General features: G+C 63.2%; 22 protein-coding genes. 9 read left to right on the top strand and 13 right to left on the bottom strand.

Translation table 11 applies throughout. The annotated features are described in order from the left end of the window. The first annotated feature begins 476 nt into the window (after positions 1 to 476). Positions 477 to 1,046 (top strand): hypothetical protein, encoded by a 570-nt coding sequence (locus ATY02_RS05090; protein WP_068577503.1) that lies wholly within the window; start codon positions 477 to 479, stop codon positions 1,044 to 1,046. A gap of 185 nt (positions 1,047 to 1,231) precedes the next feature. Here ATY02_RS05090 and ATY02_RS05085 read toward each other — a convergent pair whose 3' ends face one another. Genes ATY02_RS05085 through ATY02_RS05060 form a run of 6 tightly spaced genes read right to left on the bottom strand, consistent with a single transcriptional unit; the run spans position 1,232 to position 7,412 of the window. Then, complete coding sequence (locus ATY02_RS05085) at positions 1,232 to 2,746, bottom strand: ABC transporter substrate-binding protein (protein ID WP_068577501.1); 1,515 nt, start codon at positions 2,744 to 2,746, stop codon at positions 1,232 to 1,234. A 28-nt stretch (positions 2,747 to 2,774) separates the two neighbouring features. Beyond that, positions 2,775 to 3,746 (bottom strand): ABC transporter ATP-binding protein, encoded by a 972-nt coding sequence (locus ATY02_RS05080; protein WP_068577499.1) that lies wholly within the window; start codon positions 3,744 to 3,746, stop codon positions 2,775 to 2,777. Continuing rightward, positions 3,743 to 4,729: an ABC transporter ATP-binding protein gene (locus tag ATY02_RS05075; RefSeq protein WP_068577497.1), complete on the bottom strand. Its 987-nt coding sequence runs from the start codon at positions 4,727 to 4,729 to the stop codon at positions 3,743 to 3,745. Before ATY02_RS05075 ends, ATY02_RS05080 begins: the two co-directional genes overlap by 4 nt. Next, complete coding sequence (locus ATY02_RS05070; protein ID WP_068577495.1) at positions 4,726 to 5,577, bottom strand: ABC transporter permease; 852 nt, start codon at positions 5,575 to 5,577, stop codon at positions 4,726 to 4,728. The genes ATY02_RS05075 and ATY02_RS05070 overlap by 4 nt, the downstream gene beginning before the upstream one ends. Further along, on the bottom strand, positions 5,574 to 6,521 hold the full coding sequence (locus tag ATY02_RS05065) for an ABC transporter permease (protein WP_068577493.1): 948 nt from the start codon (positions 6,519 to 6,521) through the stop codon (positions 5,574 to 5,576). The genes ATY02_RS05070 and ATY02_RS05065 overlap by 4 nt, the downstream gene beginning before the upstream one ends. Positions 6,522 to 6,524: 3 nt before the next feature. After that, entirely contained in the window at positions 6,525 to 7,412 is an 888-nt protein-coding gene (locus ATY02_RS05060) for a proline iminopeptidase-family hydrolase (RefSeq protein ID WP_068577491.1), read from the bottom strand. Between the two features lie 164 nt (positions 7,413 to 7,576). Here ATY02_RS05060 and ATY02_RS05055 point away from each other — a divergent pair, with 164 nt between their 5' ends. After that, positions 7,577 to 8,338 carry a LuxR family transcriptional regulator gene (locus ATY02_RS05055; RefSeq protein WP_068577489.1) on the top strand — a complete coding sequence of 254 codons (762 nt, stop codon included), beginning with the start codon at positions 7,577 to 7,579 and terminating at the stop codon, positions 8,336 to 8,338. 90 nt (positions 8,339 to 8,428) lie between these two features. Then, on the top strand, positions 8,429 to 9,334 hold the full coding sequence (locus tag ATY02_RS05050; RefSeq protein WP_068577487.1) for a proline iminopeptidase-family hydrolase: 906 nt from the start codon (positions 8,429 to 8,431) through the stop codon (positions 9,332 to 9,334). A 51-nt stretch (positions 9,335 to 9,385) separates the two neighbouring features. On the opposite strand, the gene ATY02_RS05045 is transcribed toward ATY02_RS05050, so the two are convergent. Continuing rightward, positions 9,386 to 10,003, bottom strand: a complete 618-nt coding sequence (locus ATY02_RS05045) for a helix-turn-helix domain-containing protein (protein WP_068577485.1) — start codon at positions 10,001 to 10,003, stop codon at positions 9,386 to 9,388. 164 nt (positions 10,004 to 10,167) lie between these two features. On the opposite strand from ATY02_RS05045, the gene ATY02_RS05040 reads away from it, so the two are divergent. The 3 genes from ATY02_RS05040 to ATY02_RS05030 all read left to right on the top strand — a co-directional run bounded on the left by ATY02_RS05040 (position 10,168) and on the right by ATY02_RS05030 (position 12,866). Then, positions 10,168 to 11,304 carry an NAD(P)/FAD-dependent oxidoreductase gene (locus ATY02_RS05040; protein WP_068577483.1) on the top strand — a complete coding sequence of 379 codons (1,137 nt, stop codon included), beginning with the start codon at positions 10,168 to 10,170 and terminating at the stop codon, positions 11,302 to 11,304. Between the two features lie 27 nt (positions 11,305 to 11,331). Next, complete coding sequence (locus tag ATY02_RS05035; RefSeq protein ID WP_068577482.1) at positions 11,332 to 11,709, top strand: RidA family protein; 378 nt, start codon at positions 11,332 to 11,334, stop codon at positions 11,707 to 11,709. Positions 11,710 to 11,810: 101 nt separating this feature from the next. Then, positions 11,811 to 12,866, top strand: coding sequence for a hypothetical protein (locus tag ATY02_RS05030; protein WP_068577480.1), 1,056 nt, complete (start codon positions 11,811 to 11,813; stop codon positions 12,864 to 12,866). Between the two features lie 244 nt (positions 12,867 to 13,110). On the opposite strand, the gene ATY02_RS05025 is transcribed toward ATY02_RS05030, so the two are convergent. Further along, positions 13,111 to 13,821: a hypothetical protein gene (locus ATY02_RS05025; protein WP_068577477.1), complete on the bottom strand. Its 711-nt coding sequence runs from the start codon at positions 13,819 to 13,821 to the stop codon at positions 13,111 to 13,113. A 29-nt stretch (positions 13,822 to 13,850) separates the two neighbouring features. Between ATY02_RS05025 and ATY02_RS05020 the strand changes: the two genes are divergently transcribed. Continuing rightward, positions 13,851 to 14,003: a hypothetical protein gene (locus tag ATY02_RS05020; RefSeq protein WP_164823610.1), complete on the top strand. Its 153-nt coding sequence runs from the start codon at positions 13,851 to 13,853 to the stop codon at positions 14,001 to 14,003. Between the two features lie 49 nt (positions 14,004 to 14,052). Here ATY02_RS05020 and ATY02_RS05015 read toward each other — a convergent pair whose 3' ends face one another. Together ATY02_RS05015 and ATY02_RS05010 are read right to left on the bottom strand one after the other, a co-directional pair. Then, entirely contained in the window at positions 14,053 to 17,211 is a 3,159-nt protein-coding gene (locus tag ATY02_RS05015) for an efflux RND transporter permease subunit (RefSeq protein ID WP_068577476.1), read from the bottom strand. Between the two features lie 12 nt (positions 17,212 to 17,223). Then, entirely contained in the window at positions 17,224 to 18,429 is a 1,206-nt protein-coding gene (locus tag ATY02_RS05010; protein ID WP_068577474.1) for an efflux RND transporter periplasmic adaptor subunit, read from the bottom strand. A gap of 87 nt (positions 18,430 to 18,516) precedes the next feature. Between ATY02_RS05010 and soxR the strand changes: the two genes are divergently transcribed. Further along, complete coding sequence (gene soxR, locus ATY02_RS05005) at positions 18,517 to 19,002, top strand: redox-sensitive transcriptional activator SoxR (protein WP_068577471.1); 486 nt, start codon at positions 18,517 to 18,519, stop codon at positions 19,000 to 19,002. Positions 19,003 to 19,050: 48 nt separating this feature from the next. Here the strand turns inward: soxR and ATY02_RS05000 are convergent, their stop codons facing one another. Together ATY02_RS05000 and ATY02_RS04995 are read right to left on the bottom strand one after the other, a co-directional pair. Further along, entirely contained in the window at positions 19,051 to 20,247 is a 1,197-nt protein-coding gene (locus ATY02_RS05000) for a type II toxin-antitoxin system HipA family toxin (protein ID WP_068577469.1), read from the bottom strand. After that, on the bottom strand, positions 20,247 to 20,498 hold the full coding sequence (locus tag ATY02_RS04995) for a helix-turn-helix transcriptional regulator (RefSeq protein WP_022638979.1): 252 nt from the start codon (positions 20,496 to 20,498) through the stop codon (positions 20,247 to 20,249). The genes ATY02_RS05000 and ATY02_RS04995 overlap by 1 nt, the downstream gene beginning before the upstream one ends. 238 nt (positions 20,499 to 20,736) lie before the next feature. Between ATY02_RS04995 and ATY02_RS04990 the strand changes: the two genes are divergently transcribed. Beyond that, positions 20,737 to 21,675: a cyclase family protein gene (locus ATY02_RS04990; RefSeq protein ID WP_068577466.1), complete on the top strand. Its 939-nt coding sequence runs from the start codon at positions 20,737 to 20,739 to the stop codon at positions 21,673 to 21,675. 68 nt (positions 21,676 to 21,743) lie between these two features. On the opposite strand, the gene ATY02_RS04985 is transcribed toward ATY02_RS04990, so the two are convergent. Then, positions 21,744 to 22,193, bottom strand: coding sequence for a GNAT family N-acetyltransferase (locus ATY02_RS04985; protein WP_068577465.1), 450 nt, complete (start codon positions 22,191 to 22,193; stop codon positions 21,744 to 21,746). Between the last annotated feature and the right edge of the window lie 23 nt (positions 22,194 to 22,216).

Genomic DNA, 22,216 nt, shown 5'->3' with positions numbered 1-22,216 from the left:
TTTATTAGATTGATTATTAGCCAATAAAAACAGATAGATACCGACTTGTTTCAGATTACCCCGGCCCACCAAACAAGCGATACAAAAAGGCACTTGGCGAATCTCGCAAGTGCCTTTTTTGTGCCTGGAATTACCCCAGCAGCCCCCCAGTACCACTCAACGGCTTGCCCATCGCCCCTCTAAGCCGCTACCGAACCTAAAAAAAGCTCAAGCTACCCCCGACAACGAACCACCCTCCGACGACCTAGGCCACAGATGCTGGAGGTTACGATTAGCGGACGGGAACCGCATCGACCCAGGTCGTCACCTGGAACCTGGGCAAGCGTATTGACAACCGAGGCGCAGAAGCACTTTAATCCGTGCCGACCGCGCTGATCCCGAAAGGACAGCGCCGTAATTGACCATTACCAAGATTGCGCTGATCCCGAAAAGACAGCGTCGTAATTGACCATTACTAAATAAACAGGTGCCCTCCTATGCGCTTAAGCTCCCGCGTCGACCTTCCGCAGTACTCTGAATTCTTCCGCACCGAATATGACGAGCAACACAATGTTGGTGCGCTCGAAGCACATTACTCGATTATCTCCGCCCCCCTGCTTGCAAAGCCCGATAGCCCAATAGAACTGCAGCGCCTGGCTGTGATTTGGGACCAAGATCACGATGAACGTGTTATTGCCTTGCTGGAAGCCGCCTATTTCCAAGGGCTGCTCGCGCCCAGCATTTTTTGCATTGCTGAGCACAAGGGGCATGTTGCAGTCATTACCAACCCTGATTTGGGCGAATCAGAAAGACAACGCCAGAGCCGTTTTTGGCAGCGCATCAGTGATGCAGTGATCGTTGAAGACAAATTTGTCGTCACCGTCATGCTTGAGGAAGAGTACATTCTCGAGTTGAGCCCGCGTTTGCGCTCAACCTTCAAGACCTACTTTGAGCACATTGATAATGCCTGGACCCTGGGCCCCAATGCCTACCAGCCCCGGCCAGCAGCGAACCGGCGAGAAAACCTCCTGTCCAGTGGCCCGCGCCTTAAAAAACGCTCCTGGTAACCAGCCTGGGAAATAACGCTCCGCAACCCTTCCAGGCTGCTTCCAGCAAACAAAAAAGACGTCCTTGGACGTCTTTTTTTATGCCCGGAATCCGGCGAATCAAGGACGACCGCAAACAGCGCCGCCCCCTCCAGGCAATCATGCAGGGACAACGCTGAGCGTTCTCCCTGCAGCGTCCATCACCCTCAGTTCTTCACCGTCTCTTCCAGCGACAGGCGGCCCAGCGGGCTTTGCTGGAAGTGCTCGATGTTCTTGCGCGAGATGTTGATGTACGGGCTGTAGTAGAGGTCGATCCAGTGGGCGTCCTGCTTGGCGATGGCCTGCAGCTCGGTGTACATCTGCTGGCGCTTGGCCGGGTCGGCCTCGACGCGGGCATCGGCCACCAGAGCCTTGACCTTGTCGTTCTTGTAGCGGGTCATGTAGTTCATGTTGGTGTCGTGCCCCAGGACGAAGGTGCTCTTCTGGTCGGGGTCGAGGATGTCGTTGGTCCAGTACATCACCGACAGGTCGTAGTCGCCATCCACCAGCATCTGCCAGCTCTGGGTCGGGTCGACTTTCTGCAGGTTGGTGGTCACGCCCACGGCGGCCAGTTGCTGCTGGACCAGGACGGCGATCTGCTCGTCGGCCTCGTTGCCGGCATTGACCACGTAGTTGAGTTTCAGGCCCGAGGCCCCGGCATCCTTCAACAGCTGCTTGGCCTTGACCGGGTCATAGGGGCGCTGCGGGTTGTTGGCGTTGTGATACAGCGCGCCCTTGGGGATGTAGGAATAGGCTACTTGGCCCAGGCCGAAGGTCACGGTGTCGACCAGGGATTTCTTGTCGATCGCCATGTCCAGGGCCTGGCGCACTTCGGGTTTGCCCAGCAGGCCGTGATCGTGGTTGATCAACAAATGATCTTCACGGGTGGAAGGGTCGGTGTGGATCACCAGGTTCGGGTCTTTCTTCAGGGTCTCGACCCGGGAGAACGGCACGAAGATCGCCGAGTCCAGCTCACCGGCCTGGACCTTGAGCATGCGGGTGTTGTCGTCCGGGATGGAGATCCATTCCACGCCGTCCAGGCTCACCTTGTCGGCCTGCCAGAAATGCGGGTTCTTCTCCAGCACCACGCGCTCGCCGCGCAGCCATTCCTTGACGATGAAGGCACCCGAGGCCACGGGCTCCTGGGCGTAGGCGTCCTCGCCGATTTTCTCCATGGCCTTCTGCGACAGGATCGAGACGTTGGGCGTGGCCAGTTGCGCGAGGAAAGGCACGGACGGTGCCTTGAGGGTCACCACCAGGGTCTGCGGATCGGTGGCTTGGGCCTTGTCGATGATCTTGTAGGAATCGCTCCACAGCGAGCCCTTGTTGTCGCGAATCCGCAGCAGGCTGAACGCGGCATCGCCGGCAGTGATCGGCGAGCCGTCGGAGAACTTGGCCGGGCGCAGCTTGAAGGTGTAGGTCAGGCCGTCGGCAGATACCTGCCAGCTTTGTGCCAAACCCGGCAGCAGCTTGGTGCCGGTGTTGTCGACCCGCACCAGCACGTCGTAGACGTTGGCAAAGACCCAGCTGTCGCGGTTCTGCGCGCTCTTGATCGGGTCGAAGGTGGTGCTTTCCTCACGGCAACCGATGGTCAGTACCCCAGCCGCCTGGGCGATACCGGCGGCCAACGAACAGAGGGTCAATGTGGCGGCGGTCAGCAACCGCAGGTGTTTCGAACGCATGGTCAAACTCCTTTTTGATGAACGTATTTCAAAGCACGGGTTCGGCGAGCACACAACGGTAGCTGTGCCCACCCAGGTCTCGGTTAGGTGGCGGTGTTGCGGTGCAGGCGGGTCGGGCCTGCCGGCAGCGCGGATGGAAGGCACAGCCGCCCGGTAGTGCCAACGGGCTGGGCGGCTCGCCCGGCAAGGGTTCGCTCGCCAAAGGCCGATGGGGGTCGATATGCGGGATCGACTGGATCAACGCAGCGGTATAGGGATGACGCGGCGCGCCGAACACGGCATCGGTAGGCCCTTGCTCGACAATCTGCCCCAGGTACATCACCGCCACCCGGCTGCACAGGCGCTGGACGATCGCCAGGTCGTGGGCGATGAACAGGATCGCCAGGTTCATGCGCTGGCGCAGCTCCAGCAGCAGGTTGATGATCTGCCCCTGGATGGACACGTCCAGCGCCGCCACGCATTCATCGGCGACGATCAAGCGCGGCTCCACCGCCAGCGCCCGGGCAATCCCTACCCGCTGGCACTGGCCACCACTCAAGGCCCCGGGCTTGCGCCCGGCGAGCTCCGGCCGCAGGCCCACCAGGGTCAGCAATTCGTCGACCCGCTGGGGAATCAGTGGCGCCGCGACCACCCCCTGCACCCGCAGCACTTCGGCAATGGCCTGGCCAATGCTCAAGCGTGGATTGAGCGCCGCATAAGGGTCCTGGAAGATCATCGCCGTCTCGTGACGCAGTCGCTCGAGATCGACCTTGCGGCCTTGAGTCACGTCCACGCCATCGAACAGCACCTGCCCCGAGCTGATGTCATTGAGGCGCAGGATGGCTCGCCCCAGGGTGCTCTTGCCGCTGCCCGACTCCCCCACCAGGCCAAGTACCTCCCCGGCCTCCAGGCTCAGCGACACGCCATTGACTGCATTGAGCCATTGCCTGTTGAGCCCGAACAGGCCGGTGCCGGGTGCGGCGAAACGCACCTGCAGATCCTTCACTTGCAACAACGTCATGACGGGCTTCCGGCCAGCAGAGGGTAATGACAGGCCACGCGCTGCCCCGTCGCCAAGGCCTGCATCTGCGGCAACGACTCGCTGCAGCGGCTGCCCGGTCGCGAACAGCGTGGACTGAAGCGGCAGCCCACAGGCAACTGGTCCAGCAGCGGCGGCTGGCCGGCGATGGTCCGTAACTGGGCCTCGCCACTTGCGCTCGTGGGCTGGCAACCGATCAGCGCCGCCGTATAGGGATGTTGCGGGCGAGCCAGCAGTTCATGTTTGCTGCCGTGCTCGCAGAGCCGGCCGGCGTACATCACCGCGATGGCATCGCAGGTCTGGGCGACCACGCCCAGGTCGTGGGTGATCATGATGATCGACAACCCATGCCGGTCACGCAGGTCCAGGAGCAGGCGCAGGATCTGCGCCTGTACGGTAACGTCCAGGGCCGTGGTCGGCTCGTCGGCGATCAGCACCTGGGGGTTGCAACCCAGGGCCACGGCGATCATCGCCCGCTGGCGCATGCCACCGGAAAACTCATGGGGATAACTGTCGACCCGTCGTTGCGGGTCGGGAATGCCCACCTGGCGCAACACCTCGATGGCCTCGGCCCGTGCCTCGCGCTTGGACGCCCCCTGGTGCAGGCGGATGCCCTCGCCGATCTGCTCGCCGATACGCATCAAAGGGTCGAGGTGACTGCTGGGGTTCTGGAAGATCATCCCCAGGCGCCGGCCGCGCACGCGGCGCATGCCCGCCTCATCCAGCTGCAGCAGGTCCTGCCCGGCCAGGTGCACGGCCTTGCCCTGGGCCCGCAGGTTCGTCGAAGGCAACAAGCGCATCAGGGCCCGACAGGCCATGGTCTTGCCCGAGCCGCTCTCCCCCACCAGGCCAAGGATCTCGCCTTCGGCCAGGTCGAACGACAAGCGGTCCACCAGCGTGACCTCACGCCCATGGTCATGGGCGATCACGCTGAGCTCATCGACACGCAGCACCGGTGCGTTCATGGACGCTCTCCAAAACGCTCGGCAATGCCATCGGCCAGCAGGCTGAAACCCATGGCCAGGGTCACGATCGCCAATCCCGGGAAGGTACAGATCCACCAGGCCGAAGTGATGAAGCTCTGGCCTTCGGCGACCATGGTGCCCCACTCCGCAGTCGGTGGCTGCACGCCCAGGCCGAGGTAGCTGACCGCCGCACCGTTGAGCAGCACCAGCACCGCGTCGGACATGGAGAACACAATCGAACCGAACAGGGCATTGGGCAGCAAGTGGCGAAACAGGATGCGCCCATGGCCAAACCCCAGGCTCTTGGCCGCCAAGGCGAAATCGCTCTCCTTGAGGACCAGGATCTGCGAACGGATCAACCGCGCATAGGACACCCAGCCCACCAGGGCCATGGCGATGTAGAAGTTGCTCAGGCCCGGCCCGAGGATGGCCATGATCGCCAGCATCAGTACCAGGAACGGGAAGGCCAGGATCACATCGATCAAGCGCATGCACACGGTGTCGAAACGCCCGCCGATGTAACCGGCCAGGGCGCCGATGCAGGTACCGATGAGGAACGGGAACAACACGCCGATCACCGCCAGCTGCAAGTCGATGCGCGCGCCCCAGATCACCCGGGAGAGGATGTCGCGCCCGAAGTTGTCGGTGCCAAAGGGATGGGCCAGGCTCGGCGCCAACAGGCGGATGTCGGTGTCCTGCACGATAGGGTCGTAAGGGGCGATCCAGGGCGCGCAGAGCGCCAGCAGCAACCAGCCGCCGACAATGGCCAGGCCCAGCATCGTGGCCAACTGGCCATTACGCAAACCCAGGCCCAAGCGCCTGGCGGGGATCGAGACATGGACGCTCATCGCATGTTCACCCGGGGATCGATCGCCACCGTCACCACATCAGCCAGGAAGTTGACCATCACCGTGGCACAGGCCAGCACCATGGCCACCCCCTGTACCACCATGTAGTCACGGGTGAAGATGCCGCGCACCAGCAACTGGCCGATACCGGGAATGGCGAACAGGCTTTCGATGACCACGGTGCCACTGATCAGCCAACCGATATTGACGGCCAGCAGGTTAACGGTCGGCACCAGCGAGTTGGGCAGTACGTGCCGGCGAAAGACCGCACGCTCAGGCAACCCCCGGGCCCGGGCGGCGGTCGCGTGGTCGGCTTGCAACTCCATGAGCATGCTGGCTCGCAGGTTGCGTACCAGCACGGCAGACAGTGCCAGGGCAATCGTCAGGCAAGGCAGCACCATATGGTGCAGCTTGTCCGGCCAGGTACGGCCATAACCCGACACCGGGAACAGCCCCAGTTGCACGCTCAACAGCAGGATCAGCATGATCCCCAGCCAGAATGCCGGCAGGCCGAGGCCAGCGGTGGTGAACAGGCGGATCAGGTGATCGCTCCAACCACCCTTGTTGCGGGCCGCCAGCGTTGCCAGGGGAATGGCAATCAGCAACGACAGCAACACACTGCCCGCTACCAGGAACAGCGTCGGCTCGATGCGGGTGGCGATCAACTGCAAGGCATCGACCTTATAGAGCAGCGACTGGCCAAGATCACCCTTGAGCAGGTTCTTCAGAAAGTAGAAGTACTGCATCCACAACGGCTGGTCGAGACCGTACTGGGCACGGATCTTGATCAACGCATCCGGCGTGCTGCGTGAGCCCAGCAGCGCCCTGGCAGGGTCGCCGGGGATGGAGCGCACGAGCACGAAGGTGATCACGCTGATACCAAACAGCACCGGCAACAACTGCAACGGGCGCGACAGGATGAAGCGGTAACGCGCCAGGTTCATGGGCTAGCTCCGATGGCGCCGCAGGAAATCCAGCAGTACCGGAAAATAGGCCTGGGGCTCTTCGTAGAACGGCATGTGGCTGCTGTTGGGGAACACATGCAACTCGGCATCCTTGAGCGCCATCTTCATGCGCATGGCGCAGGCGGGCGTCAGCTCGTCGTGCTGGCCAGTGGTGATCAGCACCGGCATCTGGAAGCCCGACATCTGCTCGATGCGGTTCCAGTCCTTGAGATTGCCGGTATATAGGAACTCGTTGGGCCCCTGCATGGTGACGTACGGTCCCATATTCCAATCGCCCAGGGAACGGTTCACCGGCGCCGGCCATTGGTCCAGGCGGCACACGTGCCGGTAGTTGAGCAGGGTGACAGCGGCCTGGTACTGGGGATGCTCCAGGGTGCCCATGGCCTCGTGGCGCTGCATCATCGCCACGGTCTCGCTGCCCAGGGCACTGCGCAGGCGCTCCAGCTCCAAGGACAGGTGCGGCAGGTCGCCGGCGGTGTTTTCCAGGATCAGGGTCTTGAGCGCCTGGGGATGATGGATGGCGTATTCGATCCCCAGCCAGCCACCCCAGGAGTGGCCCAGCAGGTGCACCCGGCCCAGGTCGAGGGTCTGGCGGACGGTTTCCACCTCGGCGACATAGCGGGTGATATCCCAGAGGGCCTTGTCGGTGGGTCGGTCCGAAGCACCGGTGCCCAGCTGGTCGAAGGCAATGACTCGCAGCCCATGCTCCTTGAGCCAGCCATGGCTGTCGCGAAGGTAATCGCAGGGCAGTCCCGGACCGCCATTGAGGCACAGCAGCACCTCATCACCTTCGCCAAACCCATAGGCCACCACCTTGTGGCCATCGACCTGCACTTCATATCGCTGGTCCGGCTCTACTTCACGCCACATCCTTGTTCTCCATCTGGTCAATGCCCTTTTGGCGCAACCTTACCGAGGAAGCCGTACGTCCATAACCTAGTATTTCCTATAGGTTTGGTCTGGCAGTCCTTTGTCCGGGCGTGGCATTCTACCGGCCCAATTTCAGGATTGAAATTGCCAAGGGAGCTGAATGGATGCAGACCAAGCTGTCTGATTTCAATGCCCGTCTCATGTCCGGCAGGAGCCTGGACGAACAGATGGACAACGTATTGCGCATGGCCCAGGCGCTGGGCTTCGATACCCTGGTCTACGACTACAGTCCGGTACCGCTGGACCACGAGGGAATATTGCTCACCCCTTCGGTGGTCAGGCTGCGCAACACCCCCCGTGACTGGCAATCGCTCTGGTGCCAGGAAGGTTTCTATCAGATCGATCCCGTCCAGCATGTGGCGATCAATGCCGTTTCCCCTTTTGCCTGGTCCTATCGCCCGGACGACGAGACCGTGCTGCAATCGTTCATCGGGAAAAACCATGCTCCCGTGGTGGACTACCTGCACGACTCGCAAATGACCTGCGGGGTGACCGTGCCGATTCACTTGCCCAAGGGCGGCTTTGCCACGCTCACGGGCCTGAGATCGGACGGTAATGGCGACCCGCTGCAGGATGCCCGCCAGACCCTCGGCGACTTCACGCTGATTTCCCACGCCTTGCAGGAAGCCGCCTTCCCGTTGCTGGAAAAAGAATCCGGCACCAGCCCGGTCCACCTGACCAAGCGCGAACGCGAGTGCCTGCGATTCGCCGCCGATGGCCTGACCGCAGCCGAGATTGCCAAACGCCTGAACCGTTCCTTGGCCACCATCACCCTCCACCTGACCTCGGCCATGCACAAGCTGGGGGCCAAGAACCGTGTCCAGGCCGTGGTCAGGGCCGTGCACTACCGGCTGCTCGACAACTGAAGCCCGGCAAAACCTATCTGTTTCTCTAGTTATTCCCGGGACGCCGCCCCGGTATCGTGTGTTGCAGGGTTTTTCAGAGAGCGGCAAGAAATGGAACTTCTGGCAACACGCGAAGGCTTTGCACCTTTTGGTCCCTACCAGACCTGGTATCGCATCACCGGCGACCTGGACAGCGGCCATACACCGTTGGTGGTCATACATGGCGGCCCAGGCTGCACACATGACTACCTCGATGCCTTCAAGGACATCGCCAGCAGCGGCCGCCCGGTGATCCACTACGACCAGCTGGGCAACGGCCACTCGACCCACCTGCCGGAAAAGGACCCTGCGTTCTGGAACCTGCAGCTGTTCCTCGAGGAACTGGACAACCTGCTGGACCACCTGCGCATCAGCAACGACTACACACTGCTGGGGCAATCCTGGGGCGGCATGCTGGCCAGTGCCCATGCGGCCCGGCAGCCGGCCGGCCTGCGCGCGCTGATCGTCGCCAACTCCCCGGCGGACATGCGCACCTGGGTCGAGGAAGCCAATCGCCTGCGCCAGCTCCTGCCAGAGGACGTGCAGCAAACGCTGCTCGAGCACGAGCGGGTCGGTCACTACGGGGCCGCCGAATACCTTGCCGCATCACGGGTGTTCTACGACCGCCATGTGTGCCGGATCAGCCCCTGGCCGGACGAAGTGGCGCGCACCTTCGCCCAGGTCGATGCCGATCCGACCGTCTACCACGCCATGACCGGCCCCAACGAATTCCACATCATCGGCAACACCAAGGACCTGTCCATCGTCGATGACCTGCATCGGATCAAGGTGCCGACCCTGTTGATTTCAGGGCGCCACGACGAAGCCACGCCAACCGTGGTCAAGCCGTTCCTGGACCACGTCCCGGATATTCGCTGGGCGCTGTTCGAAGCCTCCAGCCACATGCCCCACATCGAGGAACGCATGGCCTGCATGGGCACCGTGGTGAAATTCCTCGACGAATCCCTGGCCCGCTGACCTCTCCCTCGCCCCAGGCCTTTCCCGGGCCTGGGCCAGCAGGCACCGGGCTCAGCGCTCGGACATCACCACCATCACCTCGGCGTCTTCCGCGCCTTCGGCCAGGTAGATATGGCCGATGCTGCTGTTGAAGTAGGCGGTTTCCTGCGGCCCGATGCTCACCTGCTCCCCCGTCTCGAACTGGATGCGCACCCGCCCGGACAGCACCAGGGCGAACTCCTGCCCGGGGTGGCGGATGTAGTCCTCGAACTGCTGCAACTCACGGGCGAAGATCCGCGCATACATGGGCGTCATGTTGCGCCCGGGGAAATCACCGGCCATGGGGTGGTAGTCATAGTTGCCGGTGCTGTAGCCCGGGGCGTCGGCGATGGTGGTACTGACCACCGTGGGCTGTACCGCCCGACTGGCCATGGCCGACGGGGCAAACAGCTGGGCGATGTCGACACCCAGGGCCCGGGCCGCCGCCGCAAGCTTCTCGTAACTCACCGAAACCTGGGCCAGCTCCATTTTCGACAAGGTCGACAGTGCCACGCCGGAACGCTCCGAGAGCTGCTTGAGGGTCAGTTTCTGCGCCTTGCGGATGCTGCGCAGGCGCGCGCCGACCTGGGTCCGGTCGGTCAGTGGATGGGCGGGGGAGCACGAGGCGGGCTGGGCTCGGTCGGCACTCATGGAGACTCTCTGTCTGGCGGATAAGGACTGCCGCGACAGGAGCCGGGGCCAATGGCGAAATATTACCCCATGATCTCCTGTTGACTGGAAAATTCTCATATCTTAGATTTCTCGTATGAGAGAATTTTCTCGCAACCCTTTCCGGACAATGAAGGTAGTTCGCCATGCACGACACCCAATGCTTCGATTTCGTCATCATCGGCGGCGGTATTGCCGGAGCCTCCCTGGCCTACCGCCTGGCCGGCCAGGCCAGCGTGCTGGTGCTGGAACGCGAATCGCAGCCGGGCTACCACGCTACCGGGCGCTCGGCGGCGATGTTCATGGAGGCCTACGGCACACCGCAGATCCAGGCCCTGACCCGCGCCAGCCGGGCCTTCTATCAACGGCCTCCGGAAGGCTTCAGCGAGCACCCGCTGCTCGAACCCCGGGGCTGCCTGTACGTCGCCAATCACGAACAGCTGGAGCAACTGCAGCAGACCTACGACGAAACCCGCGCCCGTTCGGCCAATGTGCGCCTGATCGATGCCGACCAGGCCCGGGCCCTGGTGCCCTGCCTGCGCCCCGAAGCCACCGCTGGCGCCATGCTCGAAACCGCCGCCCAGGACCTGGACGTGCACGCCCTGCACCAGGGCTACCTGCGGGCCATGCGCCGCTCCGGCGGAACCTTGCAGTGCGACGCCGAGATCGTCGAAGCCCTGCGTGAAGACCGTCATTGGCACCTCAGGCTCAAGGATGGCCGCCAGGTACAGGCCCGCAGCCTGGTGAACGCCGCTGGCGCCTGGGCCGACGAAGTGGCCCGGTTGTGCGGCGTAGCCCCCATTGGCCTGCAACCCTGCCGGCGCAGCGCCTTCACCTTCGAAGGCCCGCAAGACACCGACTTCAGCCGCTGGCCGGCGGTGATCGGCATCGATGAAAGTTTCTACTTCAAGCCCGACGCCGGCCAGTTGCTTGGCTCCCCGGCCAATGCCGATCCGGTGCCACCCCAGGACGTGATGCCCGAGGAGCTGGACATCGCCACCGGCATCTATCACATCGAGAACGCCACCTCGCTGAACATCCGCCGTCCACGCCACAGCTGGGCCGGCCTGCGCTCCTTCGTCGCCGACGGCGACCTGGTGGTGGGCTGGGACGACGAATGCGAAGGCTTCTTCTGGCTCGCCGCCCAAGGCGGCTACGGTATCCAGTCGGCGGCCGGCGTCTCGCAACTGGCCAGTGCCCTGCTGCTGGGGCAACCGGTCCCCGAAGAGCTGTTGAGCCAAGGCGTCGATCCACAGCACCTGGCCCCTGCACGCTTGCGTTAATCCATCCCAGTCCACGAGGAAAGCCCCATGTCCAACGAAATCCAGCGTTACCCCAGCTCCCTACCCCTGCCCTTCTCCAGGGCGATCCGGGTCGGCGGCTTCCTGTTTCTCTCCGGGCAGATCCCCATGAGCGCCGAAGGCGAAGTGGTACATGGCGATATTCGCGTGCAGACCGACGCGGCCATGCAGCGCATCGGTGACACCCTGGCCGAGTGCGGCGCCAGCTTTGACCAGGTGGTGAAAAGCACCGTCTGGATCACCGACATGCAGCACTTCGCCGGCTTCAACGAGGTGTACCAGGGCTACTTCAAGAACGGTTTCCCGGTGCGTTCCACCGTCGCTGCGCAACTGGCGCTGGGCGTGGACGTAGAGATCGAAGTCCAGGTCTGGGTCGGGGATAACTGAGCCACCCGCCCAACCTTCAAGTGCGATGCCCAGGATGACCACGGCCCTCCAGCGCCGTGGCGTCCTCCTTACATAACAAGAACAATCCGAGGCCAATCGTCATGAAAGAAAGTCTGAAAATCGCCGGCGCCTTCGTCGGCGTAATTGTTGGGGCGGGGTTCGCCTCCGGTCGTGAACTGCTGCTGATGTTCGTCGATTTCGGTGTCTGGGGCCTGCTTGGCGCCGTGGTCAGTGCTGCGCTGTTCACCTTCCTCGGCATGGCCCTGGCCAGCCTGGGCAGCCGCCTGCGAGCCGCTTCGCATAAAGACGTGGTGCATGCCCTCTGCGGTCGGCGCCTGGGTACCCTGGTGGACTTGATGATCACCTTCTTCATGTTCGCCGTGACCGTGGTCATGCTCGCCGGCGGCGGCGCCCTGCTGGAGCAGCAGTTCGGCATCCCGGCCATCACCGGCAGCGTACTGGTGACCCTGGTGGTGGTGGCCATCGTTTGCCTCGACGTGCACAAGGTGATCGGCATGATCGGCGCGGTGACCCCGTTCCTGATCGTCACCGCCGTGGGTATCGCTTTGTACGGCGCCGCGACCCGCCACCTGGACTTCCAGCAACTCGACCAACTGGCCGGCCAGCAGCAGGCCGGTGCCAGTCACTGGCTGCTGGGCGCCCTGCTCTATGTCTCCTACAACATCGTCGCCGGAGTACCGATCCTGGCCATCATGGGCGGTGCGGCCAGGGGCGAGAAACAGGCGATGTGGGGCGGCATCCTCGGTGGTGCGATGCTGGGTCTCTTGATGCTGGTGATGAGTCTCGGCCTGTTGTCACGCCTGGACAGCGTGGCGGAGCTGCCGATGCCGATGCTGTCGATCGCCAGCGAAGTCTCGCCGACCCTCGGCCTGCTGATGGCGCTGATCATCTTCTGCATGATCCTCAATACCGCCGTGGGCACCTTGTACTCCTTCTCCGCCCGGCTGCTGCCCGCCGGCACCCGGCAGTTCCGCATCGGCTCGATCCTGGCCGGGGCCCTGGCCTTCGTCGGCAGCCTGGTGGGCTTCATCAGCCTGGTGGGCCAGGTCTACCCGTTCTTCGGCTACCTGGGCTTCCTGCTGATCGCCGCCGTGATCATCGGCTGGCTGCGCCCACGGCGACTGGCGCTGGCGTAGACGCAATCGCGCCGACAAGCGGCCGGTGATCCTATCGGTCGCGGCCGCCTGGGCCGCGACTACAGCCCGGCTCGACGCCCAATGCCAACCAGCCAAGGAACCTGTAGGAGCGAGGCTTGCCCGCGATGGACCTCAGAGCGCCGGGTTTACCCTGTAAACACGCGCTATCGCTAACGACCCTCGCGAACAATCGAGCGTCGACCGGCTGCTCCTACAGGGAATCACCTCGCTTGACTGGCTGGCATCAGGCGTCGCTGGCCTGGCCAAGCCGACGCCAGCTCTTGTCCCACTTGGTCACCTTGTCCTCGGCATCCTTTTGCGCGGGGCGGAACACCCGCTGGTAACGCACCCCCTCCAACTCGACGACATCCCGACTGCGGGCGTTGGGGAACTGCGCATCCAGCGCTTGCCAGGCGTGCTCCTCTTCGCTCAGTGGCAGCACCCCCAGGGCCTTCAAACGCCCTTCGATCAGCAGCACCTGGGCCTGGCGTCTTTGCAGCTCATGCTGGACGTCTCTATCGGACAACCGCTGCACACTGGCCCCCAGGCATTCGAGCAACTCTTCCCTGGCCCATTGCAGGTCATGCTCGGAGAACTCACTCAGGTAGTTCTCCCGCTCCAGGATCTGCAACCCTTCCTGCTCCGTGAGCCGGCGGCTGTTGATCAAGGCATAGGCATAGGCGCCGGTCGGGCAGGCTCCACCTTCGTTGGTGGCGATACAGCGCAAGCGAATGTCATTGATCCGCCTGGGGTAGAAGAACTCGAACAGCTCGTCGAACTCTTGCTGCTTGAGCGCTTCCATGTGGCTGGAACACAGCCCGGCGCCCTCGGGAAAGTCCACCTCGGTGATATAGCCTCGCTCGCTCAACGCATCCACCAAGGCAGAAAAAACGATATCTCCCGTCAGGACCCTGGCCTTGAGATAACCGGAAAAGTTGAAATCGTCGGGATACATAGGCTCTCCAGTCCGTAGGGCGATCTGTTGTGTTCAGTGTCAGTGCCGATCACGGCATTGCACCAGAGGCCGTTGAGTACGATCAACCCTCTGCGCCCATGATCCAGGTGCTGGTGCAGGCACCGATGGCCAAGCCCCACTACCGCATCGAGATCATGGTGATCGCCGCGCAGCGGGCCTGAACCGGCAACGGGCGCCACAGGCACCCGTTGCTTCCCTGTGCCGAGCGCCTCAGCCCTCGACAGGCTCGGCGCCCAGGGCATGTACCGGGCCGCCGGCCAGCTTGCGCAGGGTGACGTAGAACACCGGGGTCAGGAACAAGCCCAGTAGCGTCACCCCGAGCATGCCGAAGAACACCGTGATCCCGGTGGCGGCGCGGATTTCGCTACCGGCGCCCGTGCCGATCAGCAGCGGCACCGCCCCGGCGATAAAGGCCACCGAGGTCATGACGATCGGCCGCAGACGCAGGCGACAGGCCTCCAGCGCCGCCTCGACAGTGCCCCGGCCCTGGGCCTCCAGCTCCCTTGCGAACTCGACGATCAGGATCGCGTTCTTGCACGCCAGGCCCATCAGTACCACCAGCCCGACCTGGACGAACACGTTGTTGTCGCCGCCACTGAGCCAGACCCCGCTCAGCGCCGCCAGCATGCACACCGGCACGATCAGGATCACCGCCAGGGGCAGGGTCCAGCTTTCATAGAGCGCCGCCAGCACCAGGAACACCAGCATCACCGCCAGGGGGAAGACCACCAGGGCCGCATGGCTCTGGGTCACCTGTTGATAACTCAGGTCGGTCCACTCCAGGACGATGCCCTTGGGCAGTACCCGGTCGGCGATCTCCTGCAACTTGGCCAGGGCCTGGGCCGAAGACAGCTGCTTGGGATCGGCATCGCCGATCATTCCCGCCGCGGGGTAGCCGTTGTAGCGCACCACCGGGTCCGGGCCGAAGGTATGGGTGACGGTGATCATCGCCGCCAGCGGCACCATCTCGCCGCGGTCGTTGCGTACCCGCAAGGCGCCGATATCCTCGGCGCTCTGGCGATAGCGGCTGTCGGCCTGGGCCATCACCCGGTACACCCGCCCGAACAGGTTGAAGTCGTTGACGTAGGCCGAACCCAGGTAGACCTGCAAGGTGTTGAACACATCGCTCAGGGCCACGCCCTGGGCCTTGGCCTTGACCCGATCCACCTGCACCTCCAATTGCGGGATGTTGGCCTGGTAGGAACTCACCGGAAAGCTCATGCCCGGCGTCTGCGCCACCGCCGCCTGGAAGGCGCTGATCGCCCCTTGCAGGGCACCGTAGCCCAGGCCTTCGCGGTCCTCCAGGTACAGGGCATAACCCGAACCATTGCCCAGGCCCTGGATCGGCGGCGGCAGCAGGGCGTAGGCAAAACCCTCGTGTACTTGCGACAGCTTGGCATTGAGTTCGGCATTGATCTGCGCCGCACTGCGGGTGCGTTGATCGAACGGCTTGAGGATGATGTAGGCCGCCATGACGTTGGGGGTGTTCGTTCCCTGCAAGGCATTGAGGCCACTGAAGGCTGGCGCCGTCTCGACGCCCTCGACCCCCAGGGCCGTCTCGATGACCTTGCGCGTCAGCTCATCGGTGCGCGCCAGGGAGGAGCCCTCGGGCAGCTTGGTACCGGCGAACAGGTAGAGCTTGTCCTGGGTCGGAATGAACCCGCCGGGCACGATCTGGAACAGCCAGACCGTGGCGACCAGCAGCAGGCCGTAGACCGCGAAGACGCTGCCACGATGGCGCAGGATTCCGGTGACCGAGCCCTGGTAGCGTTCCGAGCTGCGATTGAAGAAACGGTTGAACACCCGGAAGAAGCCGCCCAGCAGGCGCTGGATAAAACGCTCCAGGGGGTCCTTGGCGGCATCGTGGGGCTTGAGCAGCTTGGCCGCCAGCGCCGGCGACAGGGTCAGCGAGTTGATCGCCGAGATCACCGTGGAGATGGCGATGGTCACCGCGAACTGCTTGTAGAACTGCCCCGTGACGCCCGAGAGGAAGGCCATGGGCACGAACACCGCGCACAGCACCAGGGCGATGGCGATGATCGGCCCGGAGACTTCCTTCATCGCCCGGTGCGCGGCCTCCCGCGGGCGCAGGCCCTGGGCGATGAAGCGCTCGACGTTCTCCACCACCACGATGGCATCGTCCACCACGATGCCGATGGCCAGCACCATGCCGAACAGGGTCAGGGTGTTGATCGAATACCCCAGCAGGTAGAGCCAGGCGAACGTGCCGACGATCGACACCGGTACCGCCAGCAGTGGGATGATCGAGGCCCGCCAGGTCTGCAGGAACACGATCACCACCAGCACCACCAGGATCACGGCTTCGATCAGGGTGTGCTGCACGGAGGCGATGGATTCGCGAACGAACACCGTCGGGTCCCAGACCGCCTTGTAGGCGACGTCCTCGGGGAAGTTCTGCGCCAGCTCGTCGAACTTGGCGTAGACCGCATCGGCCACCTGTAGGGCGTTGGCCCCGGGCAGCAGGAAGATCCCCACCGTGGCCTGCTCCTTGCCATCCAGGGAGGCACGCAGGGTGTAGTCGCCGGCCCCCAGTTCGATGCGTGCCACATCGGCCAGGCGCACCACCTGGCCGTCCTTGCCGGACTTGAGCACGATATCGCCGAACTCCTGCTCGCTGTGCAAGCGCCCGCGCACGTTGATCGACACCAGGAAGTCGGCGGTCTGCGGCGAAGGCTCGGCGCCCAACTGGCCCGCCGAGACCTGCACGTTCTGCTCGCGCACCGCCCCCAGCACATCGGCCGCCGTCAGGCCCCGGGTCGCCAGGGCGTCGGGGTCCAGCCACAGGCGCATGGCGTAGTCGCCAGAACCGTAGACCCCGACATCACCGATACCGGGCAAACGCGACAGGGCATCCTTGACGTGCAGGATCAGGTAGTTGCGCAGGTACAGGGAGTCGTACTGGCCTTCCTTGGAGTACAGGCTGACGTACATCAGCGGGGTCGGCGACTGCTTCTGGGTGGTGACGCCGTATTGCCGCACCTCCTCCGGCAACCTCGACAACGCCTGGCTGACGCGGTTCTGCACCCGTACCGCGGCGGCATCCGGATCGATGCCCGGGTTGAAGGTCACGGTCAGGGCCAGGGTGCCGTTGGAACCGGCCACCGATTTCATGTACATGATGCCTTCGACGCCGTTGATCGCCTCCTCCAGGGGCACCGCCACCGACTCGGCGATTTCCTTGGGGTTGGCACCGGGGTAGGTCGCCCGGACCATGACGCTGGGTGGCACCACCTCGGGGTATTCCCCCGACGGCAGCAACGGGATCGAGATCAACCCCAGGGCAAAAATGATGATCGACAAGACAATGGCGAAGATCGGCCGGTCGATGAAGAACTTCGAGAAATCCATGTTCCGTCTCCGTCAATGGGCCGACAACGCCGGTGCATCAGGGCTCAATGGCGACTTGGCGGCAGCCGGCGCCACCTCCTTGGGCCGGATCGGCATGCCCGGGTAGAAGATCTTCTGCGCGCCGCTGACCACCACCTGGTCACCGACGGCCAGGCCCGACTCGATCACCCGCTGGCCATCGAGCAGGCGACCGAGGGTCACGTCCTTGCGCAGCGCCTTGTCTTGCGGGCCCAACACATAGACGTACTTGCGGTTCTGGTCGGTCAGGATCGCGCGATCGTCCACCAGCAATGCCTGGGTTTCCCCGGCCCCCTCCAGGCGCACCCGGGCATAGAGCCCAGGGGTCAGCTTGCCATCGGGGTTGGGCAGGACCGCCCGGGCGCGGATGGTGCCGGTGGTGGCGTCGACCCGGTTGTCCAGGAAGTCCACTTTGCCGGTGTGGGGAAAGCTCTCGCGCTGGCTGGCCAGACCGACCCGCACCTGATGGGCAATGCCCGGGCGGGCGCCAGCTGCGGCCTGCTCGCTGTAGCGCAGGAAACTGTGCTCGTCGGCATCGAAGTAGACATACACCGGGTCCTGGGAAACCACCGTGGTCAATATCGTCTGATCGGCCTGGGCCAGATTGCCGGCGGTGATCTGCGCCCGTCCGGCGCGCCCGTCGAACGGCGCCCGGACCTGGGTGAACCCCAGGTTAAGCCGGGCCATGGCGACGTCGGCGATGGCTGCGTTCACCTGTGCCGTTCCCTGGCCCAGGGAGGCGCTGCGAATATCGCTCTCTTCACGGGAGATCGCCGCCTGCTTGACCAGCGCCTGGCCGCGCAGGTCCTGGGCCTTGGCCAGGCGCAGCGAGGCCTGGGCCTGTTGCAAGCGCGCCTCGGCACTGGCCAGGGCCTCGCGATAGGGACGCGGATCGATCTCGAACAGCACCTGGCCCCGGCGCACTTGCTCGCCATCGCGGAACGCCACGCGATCGACGTAACCGCTGACCCGGGGCCGCAAGTCGACACTGTCCACCGCACTGATCCGGCCATTGAACTGATCCCACTCACGGATGCTGCGCAAGGCCAGGGTACTGACCTCCACTTCCGGAGCCTGCGCCGCCGGGGGCGCCTGGGTTTCACCACAGGCCGCCAAGGCCAGGACCACGCCGTACAACGCGACACCTCGCGACACACCACGGGCTCGAAAGAGAACTCGCTGGGCTGAATTCACGGACATGCACTCCCCGACAATCGAACGTTGATTTTTCAGTCGGCACGGTACAAGTTAAAGTGAACTTTAAGTAAAGCCCTCGATGGAGCAATCATGTATTCCCAAGGCGAGCCGCACCTGACCATTACCGAGATCGCCCGACGCAGTGGGGTCAATGCGTCGGCCTTGCGCTTCTACGAGTCCCGCGGGCTGATCAGTTCGGCCCGCGCCGGGAGCGGCCACCGCCGCTACCCTCGCTCGGTACTGCGCCGCGTGGCCTATATCGTGTTCGCCCAGCGCGTGGGGTTTTCCCTGGAGGAAATCAGCGAGCAGCTCAACGGCCTACCCAACAACCACGCCCCCATGGGCCAGGACTGGCAGCGCCTGTCCGCCACCTGGAAAGCCCGGGTGCAACAACGCATCGCCGAGCTGGAACGGCTGAACATGAGCCTGGAGGAATGCATCGGCTGCGGCTGCATGTCCATGGACCATTGCAAGATGAACAACCCGGGGGACATCTACTCGCGCAACGGCTGCGGCGCCCGGCGCTGGATCGGCGACGAGAAGATCGATGTGGAGGAATTGCGGGGGGAAGCTTGAGTTTCTGGCAGCTCACTGGCTATCGGGACTGCCAGCGTATGCCTGGAGCTAGCCGAAGGTTCTCATGAACGGCTCGGCACACTGCCTGATTGCGGCGACGACCTGGGGCGCTTGTTCAACCCATTCTGGCGAACGGGCCAACACCCGCTCCACAACTTGTAGCTGTTCGCGAATGACCTCTTCGGGCCGTGCTACATCACAGACCCTGGCAAATTCCAGCAAGCCCTGGCGCGAAGAGAACAGAGACTTGTTGCCAAGCAGATCCAGTGCCAGGACATCTTCCGGAATATACGCCGTGGTATTGACGATGTCGTAGGCCGGCGCAAGCCGTGCGTTGCGCTGGGTAGGATCGGAGTACAACAGGCCAAAATTCTTCAGGTGGGCATCGCCATTACCCACGATGCAACTCAGGCTTACCATGGCAAACAACTGGGCCAGCGAACCCCGCACCTGCTCGGGCGCACAGAATAGGCGGACTGCCTTGGCAATCGCCGAATAACTCTTGCTGTACTTCTGTTCGGTACCCAGCCCCATCAGCGCAGCCATGTCCTCGAACCCCAGTGGATCGAGCCGCTCGTCCCGATCGAAGCGACGCATGACGAACAATTTGCCGTTGGCGGATAGATAGAACTCCGGAACCGCAATCCCCGCCTCCCGGGCCATGGACATGCAAAGAAATTCGTTGATCGCCAGCCCTGGAAACTCATCCCGGCCACTCTTGATGATCAAGTCGGAAGTCTTCGAGGTAAAACGCGGTGACATGGCGTCCTGCTGCTCAGGCACCAGCACCTTGGGCTGAACGCCCGAGATACCGGCGCGCAGGATGTAGCGATCCACCAGGCCAGCGAAAATATCCTCGGCACCGTCCCAGGCCAGGATTTCCTCAAGCCGTTCTCCGGCAAACTGCTGGCGTTGCAAGAGCGCATCGATTTCAGGGGAGTGCACCATTACCCGGCCAATGGGAGAACTGCTGCCAGACAGGGCCAACAGCAACATGGGATCGATGCTCACCAATTTGGCCAGACGGTTGCGCAACTGCTCCAGGACATAACCTTCCGGCAGGTTCATCTGGAAAATCGGGTGCAGTTCGCGGTAGCGGTATTCCTCCAGGCGCACAGGCATCAACAGACTGATAGCTGCCTGGGCCACGGCGCCTTCGTGGTAGCGAAACAGATAGTCCCCGGCGGTATTGAAGACCTTTCCACTCCCACCCTCTGGCGTTGCGACTTGCAGCATGGCCGGCATCACTCGAACACTCCCTGGATCTCATCCAATGTGGGCATGGCGGCAGGCATCAGAGTGAACTCACAGTCCAGGGCTGCCAGTACTCGTGCGTAAGCCATCATGCCCACCGACAAATCGCCCCTTTCGATGGTTATGACTTTCTGCCGGGTAATGCCCGCCAAGGACGCCAAGCTGGCCTGGGTCAACCCGCGGTTCAGGCGGCGCTGGCGAATCTGCTCGCCTAGACGCAATGTAATGAGTGCATGATCCATGTTCTATATACGTAACAGTCAAACATTAAAGTAACGTATACATTACCTATAAAAAAATCAAAGCGACTCAGACCAGTTGCATTCCAGGCCCCAGGAGAAGCGGCTCCTGACCATCGGCGATACGGATTCCAGCCGCTATTCCTGACTTCTACGAACAAATGTATTGAGCATACCTGCCTGTTTCCCCCAGGCTGCGCCACGTACCTTGGCCCCACTGCAACTTGCCAAGGACTTTCCCATGTTCAATCGTTTGATCCTGCCCTTCACCCTGCTGTTTTCCATCGGTGCGGCCCATGCCGCCGATACCCAGAAGTGGTACCCCTCCAAATATGGCGCGCAAGACGAGATCGGCGCGGTCAACCTGCTGGATGCCCAGTCGGTGCTCGATGCCGCGAAGCTGATCAAGACCGGCAAGACCTACCCGCTGGCAGTGCCCATCGACAAGAACCTGCCGGCCTTCCGCCATCGCAGCTTCCACCTGACCAACGTGCAACCCGGCGAAGCCGGCGGCACCTCCCTGGGCCCCAACAAGTTCACCTTCAACGATGAACTGGTAGTGGGCTGGACCGGGGTCGGCACCCAACTCAACGGTATCGGCCATATCGGTATCGACAACGTCTACTACAACGGCAATCGCGCGGCGGACTTCGTCAGCGTCGAGGGCGTGAAGAAGCTCGGTATCGAGAAGGTACCGCCGATCGTGACCCGGGGCGTGGTGCTGGACATGACCGCCGTCTACGGCAAGGCCATCGTCCCGGAGAAGACCGAATTCACCGTCGCCGATATCCAGAAGGCCCTGGACTTGCAAGGCATCAGCATCCGCAAGGGTGACGTGGTGCTGTTCAACACCGGCTGGCTGGAGCTGATCGGCAAGGACAACCAGAAATTCCTCGCGGTCGAGCCCGGTATCGGCATGGAGGCAGCCAAATGGCTGGTGGACAAGCAGATCGTGGCCTTCGGCGGCGACACCTGGGCCTCGGAAATCTACCCGGCCAAAGATGGCCAGGAGTTCCCGGTCAACCAGTACATGCTGGCCAAGAACGGTATCTACAACCTGGAGCTGATCGACAGCCGCGCCCTGGTGCGGGACAAGGCCTGGGAGTTCATGTTCGTCCTCGGCCAACCGCTGTACAAAGGCTCGACCCAGGTCAACATCAACCCGGTAGCGATCCACTGATCGGCTGATCCAGACCTGAAAAAGCCGCGGACCTCCCTGGAGGCCGCGGCTTTTTTTGTAGCCACGCCTTAAAGCGGGCGCTCCATGATCAGCGTCCGCTCCTCGCCGTCGAGCTGCTCGCGCACCGTGCGAAACCCCAGGCGCGCATAAAATCCTTCGGCAGTGATCGAGGCCGGGACGATCAGCGACTGCTCGCCAGACTCCCTGGCCGCTTGCTGCAAAGCCAGCATCAAGCATCGGCCGATGCCTCGCCCCTGCCATGCCGGGTCGACGAACATCGTGCGTACCGCACGCCCATCCAGGCTCGCAGTGCCCAGCAGGGCGCCATCGACCAAGGCCACGAACATCCGCCGACTCTGCATCAGGTGCAGTACCCCATCCGCAGTGAAGCTGGCCTTGACCCGCTCGATCACACTGGCCGGGTAATCCTGGGCATTGCTGGTGAGCAGGGCTGCCAGGATCACCTGGCTGATCCGCGTTGCATCGGCCGCTTCGGCCTTCCGTACCTGACACTGCATGAGCGCTCCCTGCCTGCTCCTGG

This window comes from Pseudomonas sp. BIOMIG1BAC (assembly GCF_001705995.2).
Lineage (GTDB): Bacteria > Pseudomonadota > Gammaproteobacteria > Pseudomonadales > Pseudomonadaceae > Aquipseudomonas > Aquipseudomonas sessilinigenes.
This window is presented reverse-complemented; position numbering and strand designations above follow the sequence as displayed.